We start from the raw sequence: 19,681 nt of genomic DNA on the forward strand, positions 1-19,681 counted from the left end.
ACGAGGCCCCTTGCGACGGCGCACCGGAACCGCTATTTTCCGCGCATCTCATCTTCATGGCATGTGTATTCGTTCAGTGAACTGCACCGTTTTCCCCGCAGTTCGTCCTTGACCCGCACGCCTTTTCCCATCCCGATACCCCGCAGCATGGACCATTCATGGCCGAAATGAAGCTACAAGACCTCAAGAACAAGACTCCGACCGATCTCCTGGCCTTTGCCGAATCACTCGAGGTCGAAAACGCGAGCACGATGCGCAAACAGGAATTGATGTTTGCCATCCTTAAGATGCTGGCGTCGCAGGATGTCGAAATCATCGGTGAGGGCGTGGTGGAAGTGCTGCAGGACGGTTTCGGCTTCCTGCGCTCGGCCAATGCGAATTACCTGCCCGGTCCCGACGATATCTACATCTCGCCGTCCCAGATCCGCCGTTTCTCGCTGAAGACGGGCGATACGGTCGAAGGCCCGATCCGCGGTCCCAAGGAAGGCGAACGTTATTTCGCCCTTCTCAAGGTCAACACGATCAATTTTGACGATCCGGAAAAGATCCGCCATAAGGTCCATTTCGACAACCTGACGCCGCTCTATCCGAACGAGCGCTTCAAGATGGAGCTGGAGATCCCGACTTCGAAGGATCTCTCGCCGCGCGTCATCGATCTTGTCGCCCCGCTCGGCAAGGGCCAGCGTGGCCTGATCGTCGCCCCGCCGCGCACGGGTAAGACCGTTCTCCTGCAGAACATCGCGCATTCGATCACCGCTAACCATCCGGAATGTTACCTGATCGTCCTCCTCATCGACGAGCGTCCTGAGGAAGTGACGGACATGCAGCGCTCGGTGAAGGGCGAGGTTGTTTCCTCGACCTTCGACGAACCGGCGACGCGCCACGTCCAGGTTGCCGAAATGGTCATCGAAAAGGCCAAGCGTCTCGTCGAGCATGGTCGTGACGTTGTCATCCTGCTCGATTCGATCACCCGCCTCGGCCGCGCCTACAACACGGTCGTACCGTCGTCCGGCAAGGTCCTGACCGGCGGTGTCGACGCCAACGCGTTGCAGCGTCCGAAGCGCTTCTTCGGTGCCGCCCGTAACATCGAGGAAGGCGGTTCGTTGACGATCATTGCGACGGCGCTTATCGATACTGGTAGCCGCATGGATGAAGTCATCTTCGAAGAATTCAAAGGCACCGGCAACTCGGAAATCGTGCTGGACCGCAAGGTGGCCGACAAGCGTATCTTCCCGGCCATGGACATCCTCAAGTCCGGCACGCGCAAGGAAGACCTACTTGTCCCGCGCCAGGATCTTCAGAAGATCTTCGTCCTGCGTCGTATCCTTGCGCCAATGGGTACGACCGATGCGATCGAATTCCTTATCGACAAGCTGAAGCAGACGAAGACCAATGGCGATTTCTTCGATTCAATGAACACCTGATTGGTCTCGACTTCCCCGGATTGGTGTGGTCCCGCCGCAAGGTGGGACCATTTTCGTTTAAAGCGGAAATATCGATTCTTTCCCGAAATGATTCGATCGATTCGGATCGGTAACGTTTAACCGGATGATGCTGTGAGCCAGGATACCATCTTTGCCCTGTCGAGCGGGAGCCTGCCTTCGGGTGTGGCGATCATACGGCTGAGCGGCCCGCAATGCCGGTTTGCCGTCGAGGAAACATGCGGCCGTGTCCCGGCGCCCAGATATGCTTCCCTTCTACCGATTCGTGATCGAAACGGTTTATTGCTGGATGAAGGCTTGGTGCTTTTCTTTCCCGGCCCCGCATCCTTCACGGGTGAGGATACCGCCGAATTCCAGATTCATGGCGGCAGGGCCACCGCTAAGGCAGTTCTATCCGCACTGGGAGAACTGCCTGGTCTTCGTACTGCCGAAGCCGGTGAATTCTCCCGTCGCGCCTTCCAGAATGGAAAAATGGATCTCGTGGCGGTGGAGGGATTGGCGGATCTGATCGCCGCCGAGACGGAAATGCAGCGCCGCCTCGCTGCCGAACACGCTTCCGGCCATCTTTCGGTCCTCTACGATTCGTGGGCGAAACGTTTGACGCATGCGCGCGCGATGATCGAAGCGGAGTTGGATTTCGCCGATGAAGATGATGTGCCGGGTTCGATCGCATCGACGATCTGGCAGGATATGCGGCAGCTGCAGCAGGACATTTTTAACCATCTATCGGGCAGTCGGGCGGGCGAGATCGTGCGCGATGGCTTGAATGTCGTGATCGCGGGTCCGCCAAACGTCGGAAAATCAAGCCTTCTCAACTATTTAGCGCAGAGGGATATCGCGATCGTCACCGATATTCCGGGAACGACGCGTGATGTCCTGCACGTCGATCTGGATCTCGCCGGCTACGCCGTCCGCCTACATGATACCGCCGGTTTGCGGGAGACGGATGACATCGTCGAACGCGAAGGTATCCGGCGAACGCAGCGGTCGATCGACAATGCCCATCTCGTCCTGCTTCTTTCAAGCGAGCCCAATATCGACTGGCAGAGCCTCGCGGGGCCTTATACCGGGCCAACCATCCGCGTTCTGACGAAGGTGGATGTGCAGCACACCTCTTGGCCGGATGGCAGTGCCGATGTTATAATCTCGGTGAAAACCGGACAAGGCGTGCCGGAGCTGCTGGACACCGTGCGCGCCTTCCTGCCGGATTTGGAATCTGGCGGTGCTTTGTCCTTGCCAACCCGCGAGCGGCATTTTTCCAATCTGCAGGAGGCGCGTGACCATGTTGAGCGCGCTTTGGCGACGGAAATGGCGGGTCTGGATATTCAAGCCGAACACCTTCGTCTTGCCGGACAGGCATTAGGGCGGGTGACCGGCAGAGTTGATGTTGAAAATCTTCTCGACGTTATTTTCTCGGAATTTTGCGTCGGCAAATGATTCACGTGAAACAGCACAACGTGCACGAGTCCTATCGGGCGTTTCACGTGAAACAGGCAGGTGAACAGGAATGACCAGAGAACACTATGACGTTGTTGTTATCGGTGGCGGACACGCCGGTGTTGAAGCGGCCGCGGCCTCCGCGCGTCTGGGCGCAAAAACAGCCCTTGTAACCCACAAAGCCGCAACAATCGGGGTCATGTCCTGCAACCCGGCGATCGGTGGCCTCGGGAAAGGCCATCTTGTTCGCGAAGTGGATGCATTGGATGGCCTGATGGGGCGGGTCGCGGATCGCGCCGGTATCCAATTCCGCCTGCTGAACCGGCGCAAGGGCCCAGCGGTCCGTGGTCCCCGGACGCAGGCAGACCGGAAACTTTATAGAGAGGCGATGCAGCAGGAGATTGGTGAGATCGCCAATCTTGATGTTATCGAAGGTGACGCTTTCGATCTCGACATTCGGGATAGGACGATTTCCGGGATCCAAATGAAGGATGGCCGGCATCTGTCCTGCAGTGCGGTGGTTGTGACCACGGGCACGTTCCTGCGGGGCCTCATTCATATCGGAAACGAAAAGATTCCGGCTGGTCGTGTTGGCGAAGAGCCATCTGTTGGGCTTTCTGCTGCCTTCGAACGCCTGGGGCTGCGGCTCGGTCGCCTGAAGACTGGCACACCCGCCCGCCTCGACGGGCGGACGATCGATTGGGATGCGGTCGGGCGCCAGGGTGCTGACGAAGAACCGGTTCCCTTCTCTTTCATGACGGACCGGATAACGACCCCGCAGATCGAGTGCGGCGTGACCCGAACGACGCCGGAGACGCACCGGATCATCGAAGAGAATATCCGTAAATCGGCGATGTATTCCGGCCAGATCGAAGGCGTTGGCCCGCGCTATTGCCCGTCGATCGAGGACAAGATTGTCAAGTTCGGCGAGCGCGACGGCCATCAGATCTTTCTTGAGCCGGAAGGCCTTGATGATCCCACCGTCTACCCGAACGGTATCTCGACCTCGTTGCCGGCGGACGTCCAGGATGCTTTCATCCGGACCATTCCCGGGCTTGAAAGGGTTTCGATTCTTCAGCCCGGTTATGCAATCGAGTATGACCATATCGATCCCCGCGAACTCTCCGCCACGTTGGAAGTCAAAAGCTTGCCTGGTCTTTTTCTCGCGGGGCAGATCAACGGAACGACGGGCTATGAGGAAGCGGCGGCGCAGGGTCTGGTCGCCGGGATGAACGCCGCTCGACGTGCTGGTGGGCATGATGGCTATATCTTTAGCCGGACGGAAAGCTATGTGGGTGTGATGCTGGATGACCTCACGTCGCGTGGCGTGACGGAGCCCTATCGCATGTTCACCTCCCGTGCCGAATACCGTCTATCTCTTCGCGCCGACAACGCGGATGCACGCCTGACGCCGCTCGGCTTGGAACTCGGCCTTGTTGGTCGGGATCGCCGCAAGCGGTTTTCAGAGTGGTCCAGTGATATGGCGTCGGCGCGCGAAACGCTGCAGAATCTAAGGCTTTCTCCCAACGAGGCTGCTACTCACGGGTTGAAGCTCAATCAGGATGGCGTTCGTCGGAGCGGATATGATTTGCTCGCCCACCCGGATATCGATTACGCCCGGCTGGTCACTATCTGGCCGGAGGCGCTTGACCGGTATGCATTCAGGGTCCGGGAGGCAGTGGAAATTGAAGCGACTTATGCGGTCTATCTGAACCGACAGCAGAATGACATCGTCGAAACCCGGCGCGAGGAAGAGCGGAAGATTCCGGCCAATTTCGACTTCGGCGCGCTTCCGGGCCTTTCGATCGAACTGCGCCAGAAGCTTTCGGCTGCGCGGCCGGCCAATCTCGCTCAGGCGGCACGAATGGATGGCATGACACCGGCAGCGTTGACACTTCTGTTGGTGCATCTTAAGCGCTTGCCGGAAGAAGGTCATTCACAGGTTACTCACGCATGACGAGTCTGCCGCGCGAATTGAACGGTCTGAATGTTTCACGTGAAACGGTCGACCGGTTGAACACATTCGTTGCCCTGTTCCAAAAGTGGGCCAAGGCGATCAACTTGGTGGCTCCTTCGACCCTGGTGGAAATCTGGCGCCGTCATATCGCCGACAGCGCGCAGATCTATGCGCTCAATCCGGGCCCGCAAATCTGGGTGGACCTCGGCAGCGGCGGCGGATTTCCCGGTATTGTGACATCTATTTTGCTCTCCGATACGGGTGACGGCTGGGTTCATCTTGTGGAGAGTAACAACAAGAAGGCCGCATTCCTGCGCACGGCGATCCTTGAGACGGGCGCGCGAGCCTCTGTGCATGCGATTCGGATCGAAGAGGCCCCGTCGGTCATCGCGGAATGCGACGCGATTTCGGCTCGTGCCCTCGCTGACTTGGATCTCCTGATGGAATTCGGCTTCCCTTGGGCGGAACGCAATCCGAATTTGCGCTTTTTCCTCCACAAAGGCCGGGATTACCGGCGCGAGGTCGATAAAGCGCTTGGTCGCTGGAGATTCGATCTGGTAAAACATGCCAGTGTCGTCGAGCCGGATTCCGTCGTGCTCGAACTGTCCAAGCTCTCTCGAAATTCCTAGGGATTATTGGCGGCGTCCATGATAGGCGAAAAAAACCGGATCATCACCATTGCGAACCAGAAGGGCGGCGTCGGCAAGACGACGACGGCCATCAATCTCGCGACGGCCCTTGCGGCAATCGGTGAACGTGTGCTCATCGTCGACCTCGATCCGCAAGGGAATGCGAGCACCGGTCTGGGTATCGATCGTCGCAGCAGGGCGCTTTCTTCCTATGATCTGATGGTCGGCAGTCATGGTGTGGCCGAGGCTGCATTGGAGACAGCGGTCCCGAACCTCTCCATTATCCCCTCGACGATGGACCTGCTCGGCGTCGAGATGGAGATCGCACAGCAGAATGACCGGGTCTTCCGCTTGAAGCGCGCTTTGGCCTCTCAGGAGGCGTTGTCTTACTCTTACGTGCTGGTCGATTGCCCGCCGTCATTCAACCTCCTGACGATGAACGCGCTGGCGGCAGCGCATTCCGTGCTCGTGCCGCTGCAATGCGAATTCTTTGCTCTTGAAGGGTTGAGTCAGCTGCTGGAGACCGTCGATCAGGTGCGCCAAACCGTCAATCCGCGCCTCGATATCCAGGGCATCGTGTTGACCATGTTCGACTCGCGCAACAATCTGGCGCAGCAGGTCGTAAACGATGTCCGTACCCATCTCGGCGAGAAGGTGTATCACACGCTCATTCCGCGCAATGTCCGTGTTTCCGAAGCACCGTCCTATGGCAAGCCGGCGATACTCTATGATCTCAAATGCGCCGGAAGCCAGGCTTATCTTCAGCTTGCTTCTGAAGTGATTCAGCGTGAAAGGCAGCGGAAGGCTGCCTGATTTCAGTATCCGTGAGTAGAACCGATGAACGATGACAACTCAAAGCGGCGCCTTGGCCGCGGTCTTGCAGCCCTGATCGGTGAGATGGACCAGCTTCCGGCTGCTGATATGGGCGCACGCCCGGCGGTCAATCCGGATCGGCTTGTCCCAATCGAGTTCGTCGGTCGTAACCCGCGCAATCCGCGCCGTTACTTCGATGAATCGGAACTGCAGGATCTAGCTTCATCCATTCGCCAGCACGGCATCGTTCAGCCGGTCGTCGTGCGCACCACGGCAGACAATCGCTACGAGATCATCGCGGGTGAGCGACGCTGGCGCGCCGCGCAACTTGCAGGTCTGATCGAGATTCCCGTCATCATCCGAGATGTCGATGATCGCACGGCGCTTGAGATCGCGATCGTCGAAAACGTCCAGCGTTCGGACCTCAATCCGCTCGAAGAGGCGATGGGCTATGAACTGCTGATCGCCGATCACGGCTACACGCAGAACGATCTGGGCGAAATTATCGGCAAGAGCCGAAGCCATGTAGCAAACAGCCTTCGCCTGTTGAAGCTGCCGGAACCGGTCCGTGACATGCTGGCCTCGGGCACACTTTCGGCCGGACATGCTCGCGCCCTTATTCCAACATCGGACCCGATCGCGCTCGCCAGGGCGGTCGTTGCCAAAGGCATGTCGGTACGCGATGCGGAGAGGCTGGCGCAGAACGACATCAAGGCGCAGGCCGACCCGAACCACGGCCAGGCAGTGCCAAAGGATGTGAAGGATGCGGACACGCTGGCGTTGGAGCGCACGCTGTCCGACGTGCTCGGTCTCGATGTCACCGTGAACCACAAGGGCTCCGGTGGCGGTCAGCTCAGGATTTCTTACAAGACCCTGGAGCAGCTGGAAGAAATCTGCCGCCTTCTCGAGCGCCGCTGAACGATTTACGGCAAAGCCGGCTATTTAGCCGGATTCAGCGTTTGCCGGATTGCAGCACGGTCGCCAGCATGGTTTGCATGGCGATCGTATCCTCCAGCGAGGCGCGCTGGCGGCTTTGCAGGATGGCACTTTGCAGGCGCTGGGTTTCACGGCGAATGGCCGGTCCGGTCCAGATTTTCAGGGCGTTTTCCACGATCGGCCTGCGGCGAAAATGCAGGTGGCGGCCCAGTGTCGCGATGACCTGTCCGGCCGGCACCCGTTTTTCATCCATCTCGGCGCGCATGATCTCCAGCAGCTGAAACTGTCGCAGGCATCCTTGTAGGACGAGAAAGACAGGTGTCTTCGATGAAACGATCTTCTGGATGGCGTGCAAAAATGCTTCGCGATCGCCCTTGAGAATGGCATCGATGGCATCATCGGTGGAGATGGCGCTGGCATCGCCCACGATCTCCTCGACGTCCTGCTCCTCGATGATTTCCCGGCCACGGCAATAGAGCGCGAGTTTGCGCACTTCGTTGCGGGAGGCGAGGCGGTCGCCGCCGATTGTTTCCATCAGGCGGTCGCGTGCGGCAGGGGAAATGCGCAGACCCTCGCTTGCGAGCTCCTGGTCGATCAACGCCTGCAGCGCGCGGCCGTCGTCGGCGTAGCAAGCGATGGCGACGGCCTGCGACGCCGACTCGGCGGCCTTGCGTAGTGCCGCGCCCTTCTTGAGGTCGCCCGCTTCGATCACCAATGTCGAATCGCCCGGAGGCATTTTCGCCAGCATGTCCAGCGCGTCCGAGACGCCCTTCTCGCTGCCGGCATTGCGGATCCAAACGAGGCGCTCGCCGCCGAACAAGCCAATGGCGTTCATTTCGTCCATCAGCTTCCCGGCCTGGCTGCCGATTTCCCCGGCTTCCAGTTTCACGACGGAGAAGGCATCTCCGAGATTGACGCCGCTTGCAGAGGCGACTGCTGCGGCACGCTCGGAAACGAGGCCACGGTCCGGTCCATAGACGAGGAAGAGCCGCACGGGCAGAGGCTTCCGTTTCAGGAAAGCATCGAACTCATGCGACTTGACTTCGGCCATAGCCGGCTCAGCGTCGGCCGAGAGCCGAGGCGACGTCCGCGCGAATGAACTCGGCAAGCTCGCGAGCAGCACGGTTCTCGCCGTCGCGCACGGCGCGCAGCTTGGCAAATTCCTGGACCGGGAAATCGACCAGGGCAACACTCGAACGTTTACCCGAAGCCAATGTTTCGCCGGAGTCGGACTTCGTCAGGTTATAGTCGGCCGACACGACGATACGGCCGGCGCGGGCGATGTCCGTCTTGACGTCATCGAGTACGCCGATATTGCGGACCGACACGTTCAGCTCCAGATGGTAGAGCGCCGACTGCGGCTCGCCGGCACCGCCTGCGAAAAGGAAAACCAGATCGTTGCGGACCTGCTGTTCCACGCGGGTATCGGCCTCAGAAATCTCGACGGCTGCCAACTTCGTATCCGTACCGGAACCAGTCGAATAGAGTGGGCGAACCTGGCAACCTGTCAGCGCGCCGACAAGGGCGATGCCGGCGACGAGTTTTGCCAGGCGCGAGAGGCCGGTTCCGTCAGACAACAACATTCACGATCCTCTGCGGTACGACGATGATCTTCTTGGGACGTTGGCCGGCGAGCGCGGCCTTGACGGGCTCGAGCACGAGCACGGCCGCCTCGACCGCACTCTGGTCCGCATCGCGGGCGATTGTCAAATCCGCTCGCTTCTTTCCATTGATCTGAACGGGCATGGTGATTTCGTTTTCCGCGACAAGCCGGTCATCATAGGTCGGCCAGGCGACGGTCGCGACGAGACCTTCACCGCCGATCTCGCGCCAGGCCTCTTCGGAGAGATGCGGCGTCATCGGGGCGACGATGCGGATCAGGATGCCTACGCCTTCGCGCAGCGCCGAGAGCAAATCAGCCGAAGCGGTGCCTGCGGCGGCGTTGGTCAGCGGTGCGGCCAGCGCATTGACGAATTCGTAGATGCGCGCGACGGCCTTGTTGAAGGCGAGCTTGTCGTAATCAGCCTGAACCGCCTTCAGCGTCTTATGGGCGATCTGCGAGACGGCCAAAGCTTCGCCTTCCGTACCCGGGCGGCTTTCGGCGCCCTTGAGCGCGGGGGCCGCTTCGGAGATGAGGCGCCAGACGCGCTGAACGAAACGATGTGCGCCTTCGACGCCGGCTTCCGACCAGATGACGTCACGGTCCGGCGGGGAGTCGGAGAGAACGAAGAAGCGGGCGGTATCGGCGCCATAGGAGGCGATGATATCGTCGGGATCGACGACGTTCTTCTTCGACTTCGACATCTTCTCGATGGAGCCGATGGCGATGTCCTCGCCGGTATCGAGATGAACCGCACGGCGCTTGCCGTCCACTTCCTCGATGCGGATCTCGGCCGGCGTCACCCATTCGCGCTTGCCGTCGATGGCGCGGCTATAGGTTTCATGCACGACCATGCCCTGCGTGAAGAGACCCTTGAAGGGCTCCTTCAGGTCCAGATGACCGGCCACCTGCATGGCGCGGGTGAAGAAGCGGGAATAGAGCAGATGCAGGATCGCATGCTCGATGCCACCGATATATTGATCGACCGGCAACCACGCATTGGCCGCGGCCGGATCCGTCGGGTTGTTTTCCCAGGGCGCGGTGAAGCGGGCGAAATACCAGGACGAATCGACGAAGGTATCCATCGTATCCGTTTCGCGGCGGGCATCCTTTCCACACTGCGGGCAGGCGACATGGCGCCAGGTGGGGTGACGGTCGAGCGGGTTGCCCGGCTTGTCGAAGGTGACGTCGTCCGGCAGCTGCACTGGCAGGTCGGCCTTCGGCACGGGCACGACGCCGCAGGCTTCGCAATGGATGACCGGGATCGGGCAGCCCCAATAGCGCTGGCGCGAAATGCCCCAGTCGCGCAGGCGGAAGTTCACCTTGCGCTCGCCGACCGGCGCGTTGCCGAGCGTGGCCGCCGTAAGGCGCTTGGCGACCTCTTCGAAGGCCTCGTCGGTGCTGAGACCATCCAGGAAGCGCGAATTGATCATGACGCCGTCGCCGACATAGGCCTCGTCACCAATAGCGAAGGTTGCGGCGTCGCCGTCCTTTGGCATGACGACCGGAACGACGGGCAGGTCATATTTGCGGGCGAAGTCGAGGTCGCGCTGGTCGCCGGACGGGCAGCCGAAGATGGCGCCCGTGCCGTAGTCCATCAGCACGAAGTTCGCGACATAGACCGGCAGTTCCCAGCTGGGATCGAAGGGATGGCGCACACGGATGCCCGTGTCCATGCCCTTCTTCTCGGCGGTCTCCAATGCAGCCAGCGACGTGCCGGCGCGGCGGCATTCCTCGCAGAAGGCCATGATTTCGGGATTGGCGGCGGACACTTCCTTGGCCAGCGGATGATCGGCCGAGATCGCCAGGAACGAGGCGCCGAACAGGGTGTCGGGACGCGTCGTATAGACGGTCACGTCCTTTTCGGCCGTCTCAGCGCCTTCGGCCATTTGCCAGCGCACCAGCATGCCCTCGGAACGGCCGATCCAGTTCTTCTGCATCAGCCGGACCTTTTCCGGCCACTGGTCGAGCGTCTCCAGCGAATCGAGCAGGTCCTGGCTGAAATCGGTGATGCGGAAGAACCACTGGGTCAGCTCGCGCTGTTCGACAAGCGCGCCGGAGCGCCAGCCGCGGCCGTCGATGACTTGCTCGTTGGCGAGAACCGTGTGGTCGACCGGGTCCCAGTTCACCTTGGACTGCTTGCGGTAGACCAGGCCCTTTTCCAGGAAATCCAGAAACAGGTGCTGCTGGCGCTGATAATATTCGACATCGCAGGTGGCGAATTCGCGCGACCAGTCAAGTGACAGGCCCATCGACTTCAGCTGCTTGCGCATCGTCGCGATGTTTTCATAGGTCCAGCCCTTGGGGTGGACCTTGTTCTGCATGGCGGCGTTTTCGGCGGGCATGCCAAAGGCGTCCCAGCCCATTGGGTGAAGTACATTGTAGCCGCGGGCGCGCTTGTAGCGGGCGACGACGTCACCCATCGCATAGTTGCGCACATGGCCCATATGGATGCGGCCCGAGGGATAGGGGAACATCTCTAGGACGTAATACTTTTCGCGCGGATCGTCGTTGTCGGTCAGAAAGACGTTCTCGTCGTTCCATTTTGCCTGCCAGCGGGGCTCGGCATCGCGCGGATTGTAACGTTCGGTGGCCATGTCTTTGATGTTCCGGAAGTCTTTTGGGAGTTTTGGCGAGCGGTTCGCCCATGCGAATATAGTGGCGAGACCTTCATCATGAAACCGCCGAAGCGTCAAGTTTTCCGGCCTCGGGCCGGTTTGTCGCGCTTGGCAAGCGGCGTCGTTTTCGCTAGGTCCTGACCCTCGATACCAGAGGAGAGTGACGATGGAGCTTCAGGACCGCCTCGCAGAGGTTCAGGGCCGGATGAAGAAGGCGGCAGCGGAAGCTGGCCGCAAGCCGGATGCCGTCACGCTCGTCGCGGTGTCGAAGACGTTCGATGCCGATTCCATCCGCCCGGCCATCGCTGCCGGCCAGCGTGTCTTTGGCGAAAACCGCGTGCAGGAAGCGCAGGGCAAGTGGCCGGAGCTGCGCGCCGAGACCGACGGTATCGAGCTGCACCTGATCGGCCCGCTGCAATCCAACAAGACCGCCGAGGCCGTGGCGCTGTTCGACGTCATCGAGACGGTCGATCGTGAAAAGATTGCCCGCACCATCGCCGAGGAGATGAAGCGGCAGGGCCGCAGCCTGCGGCTCTATGTCCAGGTCAATACCGGGCTCGAGCCGCAGAAAGCGGGCATTGCGCCCGACGATACGATGGCCTTCGTCACCTTTTGCCGCGAGGAACTCGGCCTTTCCATCGAAGGGCTGATGTGCATTCCGCCGGCGGAGGAAAATCCCGGCCCGCATTTCGCGCTGCTGGCCAAGCTCGCCGAGCGCTGCGGTCTGGAAAAACTCTCCATGGGCATGTCCGGCGACTACGACGTCGCCATCGGTTTTGGCGCGACCTCGGTGCGCGTCGGTTCGGCGATCTTCGGAACGCGCTGACGTCGGGAACGCGCCGTTCCCGGATTGACGAACGGCAAGAAACGAGCCGGCCTTTTGAGGCTTTGGTCTGGCTTTGCGGATTGCCCGCCCTCTCCTATTCTTCCCGCCGAGGAACCGGCCGTTGATCGGCTGCGCATGGCGGGAGGAAGCGATGCAAAAAACCTATGCCGAGATCTATCGGGCGTGGAAGGACGATCACCACGCGCATTGGCGTGAGGCCGCGCGGGCTATCGACTGGTTCACGGAGCCGACGGAGATCTTCAATAGCACCCAGGGGGTTTATGGCCGATGGTTTCCCGATGCGCGCGGCAATACCTGTCATAACTGCGTCGATCGCCATGTGGCGGCGGGTCGCGGTGACGTCGCGGCGCTGATCTATGACAGCCCGGTGACCGGCCGGAAGGCCCGTTTCTCCTATGCCGAACTGCTTGAGCGCGTCAACGCCATGGCCGCGGTGCTGGTCGATCAGGGCGTGGAACAGGGCGACCGGGTCATCCTCTATATGCCGATGATCCCCGAGGCGATTTTCGCCATGCTGGCTTGTGCGCGGATTGGTGCCATCCATTCCGTGGTGTTCGGCGGCTTTGCCGCAAGTGAGCTTGCCGCGCGCATCGACGATTCGGCGGCGAAGCTTGTCGTGACGGCGAGCTGCGGCATCGAGCCAAACCGTGTCGTCGCCTACAAGCCGCTGCTCGATGCCGCCATCGACCTGGCCCGCCACAAGCCGGACTATTGCCTCGTGCTGCAGCGGCCGGAGCTTGCCGCGACGCTGCAGGATGACCGGGATATCGATCTGGGTGCCGCGCTTGACGCGGCCCGTGGGCGCACCGTCGCCTGCGCACCGCTGGCGGCGACCGATCCGCTTTACATCCTCTACACGTCAGGCACGACAGGCCAGCCGAAGGGCGTCATTCGCGACAATGGCGGCCATATGGTCGCGCTCGCCTGGACCATGCGGGCGCTCTACGGCGTGAAACCCGGCGAGGTCTACTGGGCGGCGTCGGATATCGGCTGGGTCGTCGGCCATTCCTATATCGTCTATGCGCCCCTGCTGAACGGCAGCACGACGGTGCTCTATGAGGGCAAGCCGATCGGCACGCCGGATGCCGGCGCCTTCTGGCGGGTGGTGGAGGAGTACAAGGTCTCCGTGCTTTTCACGGCGCCGACGGCCTTCCGCGCCATTCGCAAGGAGGATCCCGAAGGTGCCCTTGTGAAACACTACGATCTCTCCAGCCTGCGGGCGCTGTTCCTCGCCGGCGAGCGCGCCGATCCCGATACGCTGCGCTGGGCCGAAGCCGTGCTCGGCGTTCCCGTCATCGATCACTGGTGGCAGACGGAGACCGGATGGGCGATCGTCGGCAATCCGCTCGGCCTCGATGCGCTGCCGGTGAAACATGGTTCGCCCACCGTGCCCATGCCGGGCTACGATCTTCATGTGCTCGACGATGCGGGTCACGAGGTCCCGGCCGGCACGCTCGGCAATATCGCCATCAAGCTCCCCCTCCCCCCGGGTTGCCTGCCGAGCTTCTGGAATGCCGACGAACGGTTCCGCGTCGCCTGCCTGTCGGAATTCCCCGGCTACTACAAGACAGCGGATGCCGGTTATATCGACGATGACGGCTACGTCTTCATCATGTCGCGCACCGACGACATCATAAATGTCGCCGGCCACCGCCTTTCGACGGGGGCGATGGAGGAGGTCTGCGCCGGCCATCCCGACGTGGCCGAATGCGCGGTCATCGGCGTTGCCGACGGCATTAAGGGCCAGGCGCCGGCCGGATTTCTCGTGCTGAAGAGCAATGTTTCACGTGAATCATCGCTCGTAGAGGCGGAGGTGGTGGGGTTGGTGCGTGAGAAAATCGGCCCCGTCGCCGCCTTCAAGATGGCGATCTGCGTGAAGCGTCTGCCCAAGACCCGCTCGGGAAAAATCCTGCGCGGTACGATGCAGAAGATCGCCGACCGGGAGGATTGGAAGATGCCGGCGACGATCGATGATCCCGCCATTCTGGAGGAGATCGCCGAGATTCTTGCGGCACGGCGGATCGGGTAGCGGTTTCTTCTTGCCGCCTTTGATGCACGCAAGGGGAGCCCGGGAGACAGATCGGCTCCCCTGCCCTCCGTTCGATGTGCGTTTGCCGGGAGGATCCATAGCCACACGGCAAACCTTCTGGCAATTTCACATTCCCGTTTTCCCCGCCCTCCGAACCTGTGCCTACAATTTCTCCATCCCGCCGCGGATACACTGCCAGGCGTGGCAGCGAGGCGGGATCGGCGCGGGGTGTGGGGAAGAGACGCAGAACCTCACGCACCGGGCCTGCGGAAAGTGGTCTCCCTCCGGCGACATGGGGGAAGCGATGGGGTGTCGGACCAGCCCTGTCGTTTCATGCTCCAGACGGCGCGCCGGATGTGCCTGTGCGGCACGCAAGGAGGCCGGGACTGGCGGATGCGTCGGCATCGTCCGCCGGACGGGAACACGCTGGAAGGTGAAAACCTTCCGTCGCGATCGCCAGAGCGTGCGGTCGCGATGTCAAAACGGCGCTCTCCCCTCCGGAAACCGGCGAACGACATCAGCCATCCCGGCCTTTGCAGAGGGACCGGAGTCGCAGGCAAAAACCGCTGAACGGGGCGCTGAAAGGTGCCACATACAATACATCAAACGAGGCAGCTTCCAGCGCCCCGTCCGAAATGCTCTTTGGAAACCCACGGGCGGAAAATCCGCCGCGTGGGTGAAGCCGTTGGCAATTCGGCGTCTCGGGGCCAGCATTGCCGCCAAACTCTTTCCCTTTCGCCGGAACATGCGCTAAGGGCATCAGCCATGACCATACCGGCCCCGATAGACCAAACCTTCGTCGTCCTTCTCGGCGGCGCGCTTGCGGTGACGCCGCGGGTGCGGGCCGATATCGTCGGCGCGCGCTTCGTCGCGGCCGATGGCGGGATGCGGCATGCCGCAACGCTTGGCGTCACACCGGAAATCTGGGTGGGCGATTTCGATTCTACGTCGGACGATCTCATCGCCACCTGGCCCGGCGTCGAGCGTCAACCCTATCCCGTCGCCAAGAACGAAACCGATGGGGCGATCGCCGTTTCCGTCGCCACGGATCGCGGCGCAAAGGACATCGTGCTGGTCGGCGCGCTCGGCGGCGATCGCAGCGACCATGCGCTGATGCATCTGCTCCATGCGGTGTCGCTTGCCGAAGGCGGCCATGCGATCAAGCTTACCTCCGGCGAGGAGGAAGCCTGGCCGCTCCTGCCGGGCAGCCGCAATATCGACCTGCCGAAGGGCAGCCTGTTTTCGATCCTCGGCCTCTCGCCGCTGGCGGGCCTCTTCATCGGCAATGTGCGCTATCCGCTGAATGATTTCTCGTTGCCCTTCGGCTCGTCGCGCACCATTTCCAACGTCGCCGAAGGCCCGATCCGCCTTTCGCTTGCCTCCGGCCGCGCGATCCTCATCGCCCGGCCCTATGATCTCTCAGGAGCCTGATCCTTGGCACCGCCCATTCTCAAACTCGATGATATCTTCCTCAGCTTCGGCGGCACGCCGCTGCTTGCAGGCGCCAACCTGCAAGTGGAACCCGGCGACCGCATTTCGCTTGTCGGCCGCAACGGCTCGGGCAAGTCGACGCTGATGAAGATCGCCGCAGGCCTGGCCGAGGCGCAGTCGGGCGAGGTCTTCCGCCACCCCTCGGCAACGATCCGCTACCTGCACCAGGCGCCGGATTTCGACGGCTACGACACGGTCGCGGCCTATGCAGAAGCGGGCCTTGGCCCGAGCGATGATCCTTACCGCGTCACCTACCTGCTCGAGCATCTCGGCCTCGACGGTACGGAGGATCCGAAGTCGCTGTCGGGCGGCGAGGCGCGTCGTGCGGCGCTCGCCCGCGTCATGGCGCCGGAGCCGGATATCCTTTTGCTCGACGAGCCGACGAACCATCTCGACCTGCCGACCATCGAATGGCTGGAAGGCGAGCTGCAATCGACCCGCTCGGCGCTTGTCGTGATCTCGCACGACCGTCGTTTTCTCGAAAAGGTCTCCAACGCCACCGTCTGGCTCGATCGCGGCCAGTCGCGACGGCTGAACCGCGGCTTCGGCCATTTCGAGGCCTGGCGCGACGAGGTGCTGGAGGCCGAGGAACTGGAGCAGCACAAACTCGGCAAGGCGATCGAGCGCGAGGAACACTGGCTGCGCTACGGCGTGACGGCGCGCCGCAAGCGCAACATGCGCCGCCTGGGCGCGCTGCACGACCTTCGCGCCCGCTACCGCGGCCACAAGGGCCCCCAGGGCAGCGTGCAGGCCAGCGCCTCCGATGCGCAGGAGTCCGGCAAGCTTGTCATCGAGGCGGAAAAGATCACCAAGAGCTACGGCGAGCGCACCATCGTCGCGCCCTTCTCCATCCGTGTGCATCGCGGCGATTGCATCGGCCTCGTCGGCCCGAACGGTGCCGGCAAGACCACGCTGCTCAAGATGCTCACCGGCCAGCTCGCGCCCGACAGCGGCACGGTGAAGCTCGGCACCAATCTGGAGATCGCCACGCTCGATCAGCGCCGCGAGGACCTGAACCTCGACGACACGCTTGCCCATTACCTCACCGATGGGCGCGGCGAGAACCTGCTGGTCAACGGCGAACAGCGCCATGTCACCGGCTATATGAAGGAATTCCTCTTCCAGCCGGAACAGGCCCGCACGCCGATCCGCAATCTCTCGGGCGGCGAGCGCGCCCGCCTCATGCTGGCGCGCATCCTGTCGCGGCCGACCAACCTGCTCATCCTCGACGAACCGACCAACGACCTCGACATTGAGACACTGGACCTGCTTCAGGAAATCGTCGCCGGTTTTGCCGGCACGGTGCTGCTCGTCAGCCACGACCGCGACTTTTTGGACCGCACCGTCACCTCGACCATCGCACCCGCCGATCCGGAAAACCCGGATGGACGCTGGATCGAATATGCCGGCGGCTATACCGACATGATGGCGCAGCGCCGCGGCGCGATCGAAGAAAAGCGCAAGGCGGACAAGGCCGAAAAGGCCAAGGCCGCCGAAGCCGCGCCGGCTGCCGCTTCTTCCGACGGCAAGGCCAAGGCAAAACTCTCCTACAAGCAGAAATTCGCGCTGGAAAACCTGCCGAAGGAAATGGAGAAGGCGGAAAAGGAGATCGCCGCCCGCGAGGCGAAGATGGCCGACCCGAACCTCTTCACCAAGGACCCCGCCACCTTCAACAAGCTTGCTGCGGAGATGGAAAAGCTGCGCGCCTCGCTGACGAAGATGGAAGAGGAATGGCTGGAACTGGAAATGCTGCGGGAGGAACTGGAGGGCTGAGTGCGTCCGAAGCACGCGCTGCCCTCTCCGTCGTCATGCTCGGGCTTGACCCGAGCATCCATCGCCTCCGGTGCGGTATGGATCCTCGGCTCGAGGCCGAGGATGACGGCGGTGGCGGAGATTGAAGGCCTGTTCCATCCGAAACAGCGCAGATGACGAGGCCATGGGACAGTCGGGTCATTGGATGAGAAGCGCTCATCCTGCAACCCGAAAGAGATCAGGAGCCTCCCATGCGCAAGTTCATCATGTCCGCCGTCGTCGCCGCTGTCGCTGCCTTATCCTTCGCCGCCCCATCTCAGGCCGGCTATTACGGCTATAAAAATTACGGCTACGGCCACAAGCATCATAGCTACAAGAAGCATCACGGTTACAAGAAACATTATGGTGGCCACTACGGCTACAAGAAGCACTATGGCTACAAGAAGCACTACGGTAGCTACGGCTACAACAGCCACAACGGCTACAGCTTCTCGTTCGGCTACTACTGAGCCCTTCGCCGCCATCTCTGACCGAGGCCCGGATGCCCGCCGCATCCGGGCCTTATAGACTCAAGGGCTGACGGATTGATTCGCAGGCGCAGTGGCGCTATTGAAATGCCTCGTGGTGATTTGGCCGGCCGGCTTGCAGCCACGTTAAACAAGTCGCTAAAGGGCCGCGCGAGGAAGAGCCTTACGTGGACCGGTTGCGACATCGTTGCGGCCGGTTTTTGTTTTGGATCGAGTTGAGACATGCCCATCAAGATTCCCGATACGCTCCCCGCCTTCCAGACCCTCGTCAACGAGGGCGTGCGGGTGATGACCGAAACGGTGGCGATCCGGCAGGATATCCGCCCGCTGCAGATCGGGCTGCTCAACCTCATGCCCAACAAGATCAAGACGGAAGTGCAGATGGCGCGCCTTGTCGGCGCCTCGCCCCTTCAGGTCGAGCTGTCGCTGGTGCGCGTCGGCGCTCACCGCGCGAAGAACACGTCGGAGGAGCACCTGCTTGCCTTCTACGATACCTGGGAAGAGGTGAAGCACCGCAAGTTCGACGGCTTCATCATCACCGGTGCTCCGATCGAGACCCTTGACTATGAGGAAGTCACCTATTGGGACGAGATGAAGCAGATCTTCGACTGGACGACGACGAATGTCCATTCGACGCTCAATGTCTGCTGGGGCGCCATGGCGGCGATCTACCATTTCCACGGCGTGCCCAAATACACGCTCGATGAAAAGGCGTTCGGCGTCTACCGTCACCACAACCGCAAGCCCTCGTCGATCTACCTGAACGGCTTCTCGGATGATTTCGAGGTGCCGGTCTCGCGCTGGACGGAGATCCGCGCGGAAGATATCCGCGCCGTGCCGGACCTCGAAATCCTGCTCGATTCGGACGAGATGGGTGTCTGCCTCGTCGAGGAGAAGGCGGGCAACCGCCTCTACATCTTCAATCATGTCGAATATGATTCGACCTCGTTGGCCGACGAATATTTCCGCGATGTCTCGGCCGGCGTGCCCATCAAAATGCCGAGGAACTACTTCCCGCACAACGATCCGGCCCTGGCGCCGCAGAACCGCTGGCGCGGCCATGCGCATCTGCTGTTCGGCAACTGGATCAACGAAATCTACCAGACCACGCCCTATGACCTTGAAAAGATCGGAACGGGAGCCTGACCATGAGCCGTGTCGTTATTCGCCCGCTGCACAAGGATGATGAAGGCGAATGGCGCCGGCTGTGGACCGCCTATCTCGCCTTCTACGAGACGGTTCTGCCGGAAGAGGTTTTTGCCGCGACCTTCGCCCGGCTGACCGGCGAGGTTGCGGAGGGAGAGTATCGCGGCCTCATCGCGACCCTGGACGGGAAGCCTGTCGGCCTGGCGCATTATCTCTTCCATCGCTCGTGCTGGACGCTTGGCAATGTCTGCTACCTGCAGGATCTCTTCGCCGATCCCGACGTGCGTGGCAGCGGCATCGGGCGCGCATTGATCGAAGGCGTCTATGCCAAGGCGAAGGAGGTGGGCTCGCCGGAGGTCTACTGGATGACGCAGGAGTTCAACGCCACCGCGCGCCAGCTCTACGACCGCATCGCCGAGAAGACCCCTTTCATCGTCTATCAGAAGAACCTCTGACG

Annotated in this window: 16 protein-coding genes and 1 riboswitch; of the genes, 13 read left to right on the forward strand and 3 right to left on the reverse strand. The window is 61.5% G+C overall.

The genetic code is table 11. The features are described from left to right. Positions 1-158 precede the first annotated feature (158 nt). From rho to D0Y60_RS21445, 6 genes are all read left to right on the forward strand, one after another. Positions 159-1,424, forward strand: coding sequence for a transcription termination factor Rho (gene rho / locus D0Y60_RS21420; RefSeq protein ID WP_117371985.1), 1,266 nt, complete (start codon positions 159-161; stop codon positions 1,422-1,424). 132 nt (positions 1,425-1,556) lie between these two features. Then, positions 1,557-2,879, forward strand: coding sequence for a tRNA uridine-5-carboxymethylaminomethyl(34) synthesis GTPase MnmE (gene mnmE / locus D0Y60_RS21425; RefSeq protein WP_117371986.1), 1,323 nt, complete (start codon positions 1,557-1,559; stop codon positions 2,877-2,879). Positions 2,880-2,949: 70 nt separating this feature from the next. Further along, entirely contained in the window at positions 2,950-4,836 is a 1,887-nt protein-coding gene (gene mnmG, locus D0Y60_RS21430; RefSeq protein ID WP_117371987.1) for a tRNA uridine-5-carboxymethylaminomethyl(34) synthesis enzyme MnmG, read from the forward strand. Further along, positions 4,833-5,465: a 16S rRNA (guanine(527)-N(7))-methyltransferase RsmG gene (gene rsmG, locus D0Y60_RS21435; protein ID WP_117371988.1), complete on the forward strand. Its 633-nt coding sequence runs from the start codon at positions 4,833-4,835 to the stop codon at positions 5,463-5,465. Before mnmG ends, rsmG begins: the two co-directional genes overlap by 4 nt. Before the next feature lie 18 nt (positions 5,466-5,483). Beyond that, positions 5,484-6,278 carry a ParA family protein gene (locus D0Y60_RS21440; protein ID WP_117371989.1) on the forward strand — a complete coding sequence of 265 codons (795 nt, stop codon included), beginning with the start codon at positions 5,484-5,486 and terminating at the stop codon, positions 6,276-6,278. Positions 6,279-6,302: 24 nt separating this feature from the next. Then, positions 6,303-7,196, forward strand: coding sequence for a ParB/RepB/Spo0J family partition protein (locus D0Y60_RS21445; RefSeq protein ID WP_117371990.1), 894 nt, complete (start codon positions 6,303-6,305; stop codon positions 7,194-7,196). A gap of 34 nt (positions 7,197-7,230) precedes the next feature. Here the strand turns inward: D0Y60_RS21445 and holA are convergent, their stop codons facing one another. The 3 genes from holA to leuS are packed head-to-tail and all read right to left on the reverse strand — an operon-like array spanning position 7,231 to position 11,411. Then, positions 7,231-8,265 carry a DNA polymerase III subunit delta gene (gene holA / locus D0Y60_RS21450; RefSeq protein ID WP_117371991.1) on the reverse strand — a complete coding sequence of 345 codons (1,035 nt, stop codon included), beginning with the start codon at positions 8,263-8,265 and terminating at the stop codon, positions 7,231-7,233. A 7-nt stretch (positions 8,266-8,272) separates the two neighbouring features. Next, a complete protein-coding gene (locus D0Y60_RS21455; RefSeq protein WP_117371992.1) occupies positions 8,273-8,797 on the reverse strand; it encodes an LPS assembly lipoprotein LptE in 525 nt (174 codons plus the stop codon). Continuing rightward, complete coding sequence (leuS, locus tag D0Y60_RS21460; protein WP_117371993.1) at positions 8,784-11,411, reverse strand: leucine--tRNA ligase; 2,628 nt, start codon at positions 11,409-11,411, stop codon at positions 8,784-8,786. Before leuS ends, D0Y60_RS21455 begins: the two co-directional genes overlap by 14 nt. A gap of 187 nt (positions 11,412-11,598) precedes the next feature. Here leuS and D0Y60_RS21465 point away from each other — a divergent pair, with 187 nt between their 5' ends. The 7 genes from D0Y60_RS21465 to D0Y60_RS21495 all read left to right on the forward strand — a co-directional run bounded on the left by D0Y60_RS21465 (position 11,599) and on the right by D0Y60_RS21495 (position 19,679). After that, entirely contained in the window at positions 11,599-12,258 is a 660-nt protein-coding gene (locus D0Y60_RS21465; protein WP_117371994.1) for a YggS family pyridoxal phosphate-dependent enzyme, read from the forward strand. Positions 12,259-12,409: 151 nt separating this feature from the next. Then, positions 12,410-14,308: a propionyl-CoA synthetase gene (locus tag D0Y60_RS21470; protein WP_117371995.1), complete on the forward strand. Its 1,899-nt coding sequence runs from the start codon at positions 12,410-12,412 to the stop codon at positions 14,306-14,308. Between the two features lie 765 nt (positions 14,309-15,073). After that, a complete protein-coding gene (locus D0Y60_RS21475; protein ID WP_117371996.1) occupies positions 15,074-15,739 on the forward strand; it encodes a thiamine diphosphokinase in 666 nt (221 codons plus the stop codon). Between the two features lie 3 nt (positions 15,740-15,742). Further along, complete coding sequence (locus D0Y60_RS21480; protein WP_117371997.1) at positions 15,743-17,572, forward strand: ABC-F family ATP-binding cassette domain-containing protein; 1,830 nt, start codon at positions 15,743-15,745, stop codon at positions 17,570-17,572. 230 nt (positions 17,573-17,802) lie between these two features. Continuing rightward, positions 17,803-18,060, forward strand: coding sequence for a hypothetical protein (locus D0Y60_RS21485; RefSeq protein ID WP_117371998.1), 258 nt, complete (start codon positions 17,803-17,805; stop codon positions 18,058-18,060). A 102-nt stretch (positions 18,061-18,162) separates the two neighbouring features. Beyond that, a riboswitch (SAM riboswitch) is annotated at positions 18,163-18,240 on the forward strand. A 60-nt stretch (positions 18,241-18,300) separates the two neighbouring features. Continuing rightward, positions 18,301-19,224 carry a homoserine O-succinyltransferase gene (gene metA, locus D0Y60_RS21490; RefSeq protein ID WP_117371999.1) on the forward strand — a complete coding sequence of 308 codons (924 nt, stop codon included), beginning with the start codon at positions 18,301-18,303 and terminating at the stop codon, positions 19,222-19,224. A 2-nt stretch (positions 19,225-19,226) separates the two neighbouring features. Next, positions 19,227-19,679, forward strand: coding sequence for a GNAT family N-acetyltransferase (locus D0Y60_RS21495; RefSeq protein ID WP_117372000.1), 453 nt, complete (start codon positions 19,227-19,229; stop codon positions 19,677-19,679). Positions 19,680-19,681: the final 2 nt, after the last annotated feature.

Source organism: Shinella sp. WSJ-2, from assembly GCF_003432075.1.
Taxonomy (GTDB): domain Bacteria; phylum Pseudomonadota; class Alphaproteobacteria; order Rhizobiales; family Rhizobiaceae; genus Shinella.

Bases quoted from the DNA above. Each gene is read 5' to 3' on its own strand.
- mnmG (WP_117371987.1), top strand. From the start codon at position 2,950: ATGACCAGAGAACACTATGACGTTGTTGTTATCGGTGGCGGACACGCC.
- rho (WP_117371985.1), top strand. From the start codon at position 159: ATGGCCGAAATGAAGCTACAAGACCTCAAGAACAAGACTCCGACCGAT.
- D0Y60_RS21475 (WP_117371996.1), top strand. From the start codon at position 15,074: ATGACCATACCGGCCCCGATAGACCAAACCTTCGTCGTCCTTCTCGGC.
- D0Y60_RS21495 (WP_117372000.1), top strand. From the start codon at position 19,227: ATGAGCCGTGTCGTTATTCGCCCGCTGCACAAGGATGATGAAGGCGAA.
- metA (WP_117371999.1), top strand. From the start codon at position 18,301: ATGCCCATCAAGATTCCCGATACGCTCCCCGCCTTCCAGACCCTCGTC.
- D0Y60_RS21440 (WP_117371989.1), top strand. From the start codon at position 5,484: ATGATAGGCGAAAAAAACCGGATCATCACCATTGCGAACCAGAAGGGC.
- holA (WP_117371991.1), bottom strand. From the start codon at position 8,265: ATGGCCGAAGTCAAGTCGCATGAGTTCGATGCTTTCCTGAAACGGAAG.
- D0Y60_RS21455 (WP_117371992.1), bottom strand. From the start codon at position 8,797: ATGTTGTTGTCTGACGGAACCGGCCTCTCGCGCCTGGCAAAACTCGTC.
- D0Y60_RS21470 (WP_117371995.1), top strand. From the start codon at position 12,410: ATGCAAAAAACCTATGCCGAGATCTATCGGGCGTGGAAGGACGATCAC.
- rsmG (WP_117371988.1), top strand. From the start codon at position 4,833: ATGACGAGTCTGCCGCGCGAATTGAACGGTCTGAATGTTTCACGTGAA.
- D0Y60_RS21445 (WP_117371990.1), top strand. From the start codon at position 6,303: ATGAACGATGACAACTCAAAGCGGCGCCTTGGCCGCGGTCTTGCAGCC.
- leuS (WP_117371993.1), bottom strand. From the start codon at position 11,411: ATGGCCACCGAACGTTACAATCCGCGCGATGCCGAGCCCCGCTGGCAG.
- D0Y60_RS21465 (WP_117371994.1), top strand. From the start codon at position 11,599: ATGGAGCTTCAGGACCGCCTCGCAGAGGTTCAGGGCCGGATGAAGAAG.
- D0Y60_RS21485 (WP_117371998.1), top strand. From the start codon at position 17,803: ATGCGCAAGTTCATCATGTCCGCCGTCGTCGCCGCTGTCGCTGCCTTA.